This is a genomic window from Bacillus cereus group sp. MYBK222-1, from assembly GCF_051916425.1.
Taxonomy (GTDB): domain Bacteria; phylum Bacillota; class Bacilli; order Bacillales; family Bacillaceae_G; genus Bacillus_A; species Bacillus_A paranthracis.
Map to the genome: position 1 here is coordinate 99,800 of NZ_JBQAGP010000010.1, position 6,597 is coordinate 106,396.

A 6,597-nucleotide genomic window follows, 5' to 3' on the forward strand; every position below is an offset into this window, starting at 1 on the left:
GTTTGAAGGGTGGATTTCATAAAAGAAGCATATAAAAGAATAAGCTTCGCATATCGTGTATAAGGAAGTGTGTTTATGGAAGAAGCGCCATTTTACCGTGACACTTGGGTGGAAGTGGATTTAGATGCCATTTATAACAACGTTACACATATTAAAGAATTTATCCCGAGTGATGTAGAAATTTTTGCCGTTGTTAAAGGGAATGCATATGGGCACGATTATGTACCGGTGGCTAAAACAGCATTAGAAGCGGGGGCGACAAGGTTAGCAGTTGCGTTCTTAGATGAAGCTTTAGTGCTTCGAAGAGCTGGTATTACTGCGCCGATTTTAGTGTTAGGTCCTTCTCCTCCTCGTGATATAAATGTAGCTGCTGAAAATGATGTAGCATTAACTGTTTTTCAAAAGGAATGGGTAGATGAAGCAATCAAACTTTGGGATGGTTCGTCTACGATGAAATACCATATTAATTTCGATAGTGGTATGGGGAGAATTGGAATACGTGAACGTAAAGAATTAAAAGGATTTTTAAAAAGCTTAGAAGGTGCACCATTCTTAGAATTGGAAGGAGTTTATACGCATTTTGCAACGGCAGATGAGGTGGAGACTTCTTACTTTGATAAGCAATATAACACATTTTTGGAGCAGTTAAGTTGGTTGAAAGAATTCGGAGTGGATCCTAAGTTTGTTCATACAGCTAATAGTGCTGCAACGCTACGTTTTCAAGGGATTACATTTAATGCAGTACGAATTGGTATTGCGATGTATGGGTTATCTCCATCTGTAGAAATACGCCCTTTTTTACCGTTTAAATTAGAACCAGCGCTATCATTGCATACGAAAGTTGCTCATATTAAAGAGGTGATTAAAGGGGATGGAATTAGTTATAACGTCACTTATCGAACGAAGACGGAAGAATGGATTGCGACCGTTGCAATTGGTTATGCAGATGGCTGGCTTAGAAGATTACAAGGATTTGAAGTGCTTGTAAATGGTAAAAGGGTACCGATTGTAGGGCGAGTAACAATGGATCAATTCATGATTCACCTTCCTTGTAAAGTGCCTCTTGGTACGAAAGTTACACTCATTGGAAGGCAAGGAGATGAATATATTAGCGCTACAGAGGTTGCGGAATATTCAGGGACTATTAATTATGAAATTATTACAACGATTAGTTTCCGTGTGCCGAGAATATTTATACGGAACGGTAAAGTTGTGGAAGTAATCAATTATTTGAATGATATATAGAAGGTAGTATGATTTGCTTCTTGTCATGTGAGAGGACTTTTCGTTGGCTAAGAATAAGTTCGTTTTTTGACGAGAAGCTTTTTACTTATCATTACTTTTAACATAATTTAACGTGAAACTCTTCCGTTTCTTGTTGTAATGAGATAAAAAATAAAAGAATATGAATGTTTTGTTTGTGAATTGGAAAACATAAGCAAGGAATAAGGAAGTCTTTGCAACAGGCTCCATACAATGGTATTATTACAATAGGTGTCATATATATATTTGGGTGTGTAGTTGACGGTGGAGGTGTATTTTTGTGTCCGAATCAAGTGTAACTACTGAAATCGTGGTTCGGTTGCCAAAGCAAATGGTAACGGAATTGGACGGAATTGGAAAACAAGAGAATAAGAATCGCCATGAACTAATTTGCCAGGCAACACAACTGTTATTGCGTCAACATAAGACGAAGAAACGCTACCAACATGAATCAATGCGACGTGGGTACATTGAAATGGGAAAAATTAATCTTGGTATTGCATCTGAAGCTTTCTTAGCAGAGTATGAAGCAGCTCATACAGTAGAACGCTTAGTTAGCGGGGGGTAATATTTTGATTGTAAAACGCGGCGACGTGTATTTTGCAGACCTTTCCCCAGTTGTTGGTTCTGAGCAAGGAGGCGTTCGTCCGGTTCTTGTCATTCAAAATGACATCGGAAATCGTTTTAGTCCAACGGTGATTGTAGCGGCTATTACTGCACAGATTCAAAAAGCGAAATTACCCACTCATGTGGAAATTGATGCGAAAAAGTACGGTTTTGAGAGAGATTCTGTTATTTTACTTGAGCAGATTCGAACAATCGATAAGCAGCGCTTAACGGACAAAATCACTCACTTAGATGAAGTGATGATGATTCGTGTAGATGAAGCGCTACAAATTAGTTTAGGACTAATAGATTTTTAAATCGGCAGTTTAAGTTGCTCTCTTTGAAGGGCAACTTTTTTTATTATAGAGGAGGTTGCGGTTGTATATGGAAATGGTAGATAATCGACAAGCGTTAATGAAAATGTTAGTGAAGGAATTAGGCTTTACCGAAAAGCAAGTTCGTCATGTTATTCAATTAACAGAAGAAGGTAACACAGTTCCATTTATTGCTCGTTACCGAAAAGAATGGACAGGCTCTTTAGATGAAGTGCAAATTCGTACAATTTTAGAGAGATGGCAATATATAATGCAGCTTGAAGATAGAAAAGAAGAGGTTCTTCGTCTTATTGATGAGAAGGGGAAACTGACAGGAGAATTACGTCAGCAAATTGTGAAAGCTACAAAGTTGCAAGAAGTAGAAGATTTATATCGTCCATATAAAGAGAAGAGAAGAACGAAAGCAACGATTGCAAAAGAAAAAGGACTAGAGCCATTAGCTGAATGGTTATTGTTATATACAAAAGAAGATCCGAATCAGAAGGCAATGGAGTTTATAAATGCCGAGAAAGAAGTGCAATCTGCAGAAGAGGCATTACAAGGTGCTCAAGACATTATTGCAGAAATCGTTTCAGATGAAGCAGCATATCGTAGTTGGATTCGGAATGTTACTTTTAGAAAAGGTGTTATGTCTTCGGCTGTAAAAGATGAAGAGAAAGATGAAAAAAATATATATGAAATGTATTACGATTATGAAGAACCGTTGCAGAAAGTCGTGCCGCATCGTGTATTAGCGATGAATCGCGGTGAGAAAGAAGATATATTGAGAGTTTCTGTTGTTCCGCCAGTAGATGAGATAGTAACTTTCTTATATAAGAAAGTAATTCGTGATAACGATTCAAAAAGTGCACAGTATGTAAAGTTAGCAATTGAGGATGGTTATAAACGATTAATTCAATCCTCTATTGAAAGGGAGATTCGAAAAGAATTAACAGAAACAGCTGAGGAACAAGCAATACATATTTTCTCTGAGAACTTACGTAATTTGTTATTACAACCTCCAATGAAAGGAAAGGTTGTGTTAGCTGTAGACCCTGCATATAGAACGGGTTGTAAATTAGCTATCGTAGACGATACGGGGAAAGTTCTATATATTGATGTTATTTATCCGCATCCACCAGTGCGTAAATATGAAGATGCAAAAGCGAAAGTTCTTTCTATTATAGATAAATATCAAGTTGAAATGATTGCGATTGGGAATGGTACAGCTTCTAGAGAATCGGAAGAATTTATAGTTGATGTATTACAAAATGTGAAACGAGAAGTCTTCTATATTATTGTGAACGAAGCTGGTGCGAGTGTGTATTCGGCTTCTGATTTAGCCCGCGAGGAATTCCCAGATTTACAGGTTGAAGAAAGAAGTGCGGTTTCTATCGGTAGACGTCTGCAAGATCCACTTGCTGAACTTGTAAAGATTGATCCTAAATCAGTTGGGGTTGGACAATATCAACATGATGTGTCTCAAAAAAGATTAAATGAATCATTAACGTTTGTAGTAGAGACAGCAGTTAACCAGGTCGGTGTGAATGTAAATACAGCTTCAGTTGCGTTGCTGCAATATGTTTCAGGCTTATCAAAAACTGTTGCGAAAAATATTGTAGCAAAGCGTGAAGAAGAAGGGAAATTTACAAAACGAACAGACTTAAAGAAAATACCACGTCTAGGTGCGAAGACATATGAACAATGTATAGGTTTCTTACGTATATTAGAAGGGGCAAATCCGTTAGACCGTACAGGTATTCATCCAGAACAATATAAAAATGTTGAATTGTTATTGAAGAGTCTAGGATTATCGAAAGATGACGTAGGGCAACCGCAATTACAAAAGAGTTTAGAAGAAGTAGAGATTTCTAAGTTGTCGCAAGAAACGGGAGTTGGAGAACCAACATTAGTTGATATTATAGATGCACTCATTAGTCCAGAGCGAGACATGAGGGATGAGTTGCCTAAACCGCTTCTGAAAAAAGGGATTTTGAAGTTAGAAGATTTAAAACGTGGTATGGAACTGGAAGGAACAGTTCGTAACGTTGTTGATTTCGGTGCTTTTGTTGATGTAGGTGTGAAACAAGATGGTTTAGTACATATTTCTAAACTAAGCAAACAATACGTGAAGCATCCGTTAGATGTTGTATCTGTCGGACAAATCGTCAAAGTATGGGTAGATGATATTGATACGAAAAAAGGTCGCGTTGCATTATCTATGTTGCCGATTGAATAGTAAGAGAAGAGAGCAGATGAAACTGCTCTTTTTTTATAGGATAAAACGTGTAATGGATTAGGAACTTTGATGTATTTTGCTATAATAAAACCAGCATTCATTTAGTAATTTAATTTGATACCGGTTTTTTTCAAAATATGCGCGTTGCATTTGTTTTTTGAGCCATGTAGGCATAGGAATCCCTCCTTGTTTAATCCTACTCTCATAAATGTAAAGTACTATTGATGAGAGGTTGGTGAGTGGATTTCTATTTTTGCTATGTTTTTAGAAACCACGCTTCTTGAATGAGGATGGGTATATGTACTATTTAATATATGTATAAGAGAGGAGAAAAGTGTAAAAATATTTTTTTGTTTAGGAGGAATGAAAATGGATGAGCAAGAAATACAGCGGCTAGTGGAAGAAGTATCACTACAATATTTCGGAATGCCGTTTTTACATAAAGCAATGTTTAATAGTAGGTTGCGTACAACTGGTGGACGTTATCTGTTGAATACACATAATATTGAACTGAATTATCGATATTATGAAATGTATGGGAAAGAAGAATTAGTTGGGATTGTTAAACATGAACTTTGTCATTATCACTTACATATTGCGGGAAGAGGGTATAAGCATCGGGATAAGGATTTTCGAGAATTATTAAAGGCAGTTGATGCACCACGCTTTTGTAAACGAATGATAAATGAAGAGAAGGGAAAAAAGGTTTATATGTATGAATGTATGGAATGCTCACTTCAATATGTAAGGAGGCGTCAAATAAATACAAAAAGATATGTCTGCGGAAAGTGTAAAGGGAAACTAATCTTGATAAAGAAAACATCTTGACAGTGAAAACGCAATCCAGTATATTATAAACATGTCACGTTTGTACAAGATGTTGTGAAAAAACTTCTTGACTTACGATGAGAATTTTTATAAGATACAAATTGTCTTTATTATTCCGCAGTAGCTCAGTGGTAGAGCTATCGGCTGTTAACCGATCGGTCGTAGGTTCGAGTCCTACCTGCGGAGCCATACAGAGAAGTACCCAAGTGGCTCAAGGGGCTCCCCTGCTAAGGGAGTAGATCGCGAACGCGGTGCGAGGGTTCGAATCCCTTCTTCTCTGCCATTCATATTGGCCCGTTGGTCAAGTGGTTAAGACACCGCCCTTTCACGGCGGTAACACGGGTTCGAATCCCGTACGGGTCACCACTTCGGAGGATTAGCTCAGCTGGGAGAGCACCTGCCTTACAAGCAGGGGGTCGGCGGTTCGATCCCGTCATCCTCCACCATAATATTATAATGAAAAGTAAAATGACATTAATGTAAAGATTAAATGGTCCCGTGGTGTAGTGGTTAACATGCCTGCCTGTCACGCAGGAGATCGCCGGTTCGACCCCGGTCGGGACCGCCATTTTAACTTCTGCTAATTGGCAGTTGTTTTTTATTGGTCATTATGGTACAATAACATTTGTCTTTGAAAATAAGATAAGCATTTCGATGGGCTATAGCCAAGCGGTAAGGCAACGGACTTTGACTCCGTCATGCGCTGGTTCGAATCCAGCTAGCCCAGCCATTTACGAGCCATTAGCTCAGTTGGTAGAGCATCTGACTTTTAATCAGAGGGTCGAAGGTTCGAGTCCTTCATGGCTCACTTTTGTTTTTTCCGCGCGGTCGTGGCGGAACGGCAGACGCGCTAGGTTGAGGGCCTAGTGGGGGAAACCCCGTGGAGGTTCAAGTCCTCTCGGCCGCATCGAAAAAATCTTTTAAAAAGTACTTGCATTTGAAAATGTAGTATGATAAGATAATTGAGTCGCCAAAACACAACGACGAAAAAACATCATGAATAAGCGCCCGTAGCTCAATTGGATAGAGCGTTTGACTACGGATCAAGAGGTTAGGGGTTCGACTCCTCTCGGGCGCGCCAATTACGGGAAGTGGCTCAGCTTGGTAGAGCACCTGGTTTGGGACCAGGGGGTCGCAGGTTCAAATCCTGTCTTCCCGACCACGCGGGTGTAGTTTAGTGGTAAAACAAGAGCCTTCCAAGCTCTGGTCGAGAGTTCGATTCTCTTCACCCGCTTTTAGTTCTTTGAAAACTGAACGAAACAAACAACGTGAAACGTCAATTTTTATTTTAGATGCTAGACAAACTAACTTTATTGGAGAGTTTGATCCTGGCTCAGGATGAACGCT

General features: G+C 38.9%; 6 protein-coding genes and 11 tRNA genes. 16 read left to right on the top strand and 1 reads right to left on the bottom strand.

Annotated features, from left to right (window positions below):
- The first annotated feature begins 75 nt into the window (after window positions 1-75).
- From alr to ACTFR9_RS26095, 4 genes are all read left to right on the top strand, one after another.
- A complete protein-coding gene (gene alr / locus ACTFR9_RS26080) occupies window positions 76-1,245 on the top strand; it encodes an alanine racemase (protein WP_000390599.1) in 1,170 nt (389 codons plus the stop codon).
- 298 nt (window positions 1,246-1,543) lie between these two features.
- A complete protein-coding gene (locus tag ACTFR9_RS26085) occupies window positions 1,544-1,831 on the top strand; it encodes an antitoxin EndoAI (protein WP_000004570.1) in 288 nt (95 codons plus the stop codon).
- 4 nt (window positions 1,832-1,835) lie between these two features.
- Entirely contained in the window at window positions 1,836-2,186 is a 351-nt protein-coding gene (gene ndoA, locus ACTFR9_RS26090; protein WP_000635963.1) for a type II toxin-antitoxin system endoribonuclease NdoA, read from the top strand.
- A gap of 67 nt (window positions 2,187-2,253) precedes the next feature.
- Window positions 2,254-4,422 (top strand): Tex family protein, encoded by a 2,169-nt coding sequence (locus ACTFR9_RS26095; protein ID WP_000426229.1) that lies wholly within the window; start codon window positions 2,254-2,256, stop codon window positions 4,420-4,422.
- 57 nt (window positions 4,423-4,479) lie between these two features.
- Here the strand turns inward: ACTFR9_RS26095 and cmpA are convergent, their stop codons facing one another.
- On the bottom strand, window positions 4,480-4,596 hold the full coding sequence (gene cmpA / locus ACTFR9_RS26100; RefSeq protein ID WP_001143642.1) for a cortex morphogenetic protein CmpA: 117 nt from the start codon (window positions 4,594-4,596) through the stop codon (window positions 4,480-4,482).
- 195 nt (window positions 4,597-4,791) lie between these two features.
- Between cmpA and ACTFR9_RS26105 the strand changes: the two genes are divergently transcribed.
- From ACTFR9_RS26105 to ACTFR9_RS26160, 12 genes are all read left to right on the top strand, one after another.
- Window positions 4,792-5,250: a SprT family protein gene (locus ACTFR9_RS26105; protein ID WP_000344246.1), complete on the top strand. Its 459-nt coding sequence runs from the start codon at window positions 4,792-4,794 to the stop codon at window positions 5,248-5,250.
- A 114-nt stretch (window positions 5,251-5,364) separates the two neighbouring features.
- Window positions 5,365-5,439, top strand: a tRNA-Asn gene (locus tag ACTFR9_RS26110).
- A 3-nt stretch (window positions 5,440-5,442) separates the two neighbouring features.
- A tRNA-Ser gene (locus tag ACTFR9_RS26115) sits at window positions 5,443-5,533 on the top strand.
- Window positions 5,534-5,541: 8 nt separating this feature from the next.
- Window positions 5,542-5,616, top strand: a tRNA-Glu gene (locus ACTFR9_RS26120).
- 4 nt (window positions 5,617-5,620) lie between these two features.
- Window positions 5,621-5,696 (top strand) — tRNA-Val (locus ACTFR9_RS26125).
- A 46-nt stretch (window positions 5,697-5,742) separates the two neighbouring features.
- Window positions 5,743-5,818 (top strand) — tRNA-Asp (locus ACTFR9_RS26130).
- A gap of 87 nt (window positions 5,819-5,905) precedes the next feature.
- Window positions 5,906-5,980 (top strand) — tRNA-Gln (locus ACTFR9_RS26135).
- A 5-nt stretch (window positions 5,981-5,985) separates the two neighbouring features.
- A tRNA-Lys gene (locus ACTFR9_RS26140) sits at window positions 5,986-6,058 on the top strand.
- Between the two features lie 16 nt (window positions 6,059-6,074).
- Window positions 6,075-6,157 (top strand) — tRNA-Leu (locus tag ACTFR9_RS26145).
- A 97-nt stretch (window positions 6,158-6,254) separates the two neighbouring features.
- Window positions 6,255-6,331: transfer RNA gene (locus ACTFR9_RS26150), tRNA-Arg, on the top strand.
- Window positions 6,332-6,335: 4 nt separating this feature from the next.
- Window positions 6,336-6,412 (top strand) — tRNA-Pro (locus ACTFR9_RS26155).
- Window position 6,413: 1 nt separating this feature from the next.
- Window positions 6,414-6,484: transfer RNA gene (locus tag ACTFR9_RS26160), tRNA-Gly, on the top strand.
- The last annotated feature ends 113 nt before the right edge of the window (window positions 6,485-6,597 follow it).

What these genes read in the sequence shown, in the direction of transcription:
- ACTFR9_RS26095 (WP_000426229.1), top strand. Translation starts at nt 2,254, where the DNA reads ATGGAAATGGTAGATAATCGACAAGCGTTAATGAAAATGTTAGTGAAG.
- alr (WP_000390599.1), top strand. Translation starts at nt 76, where the DNA reads ATGGAAGAAGCGCCATTTTACCGTGACACTTGGGTGGAAGTGGATTTA.
- ACTFR9_RS26105 (WP_000344246.1), top strand. Translation starts at nt 4,792, where the DNA reads ATGGATGAGCAAGAAATACAGCGGCTAGTGGAAGAAGTATCACTACAA.
- cmpA (WP_001143642.1), bottom strand. Translation starts at nt 4,596, where the DNA reads ATGCCTACATGGCTCAAAAAACAAATGCAACGCGCATATTTTGAAAAA.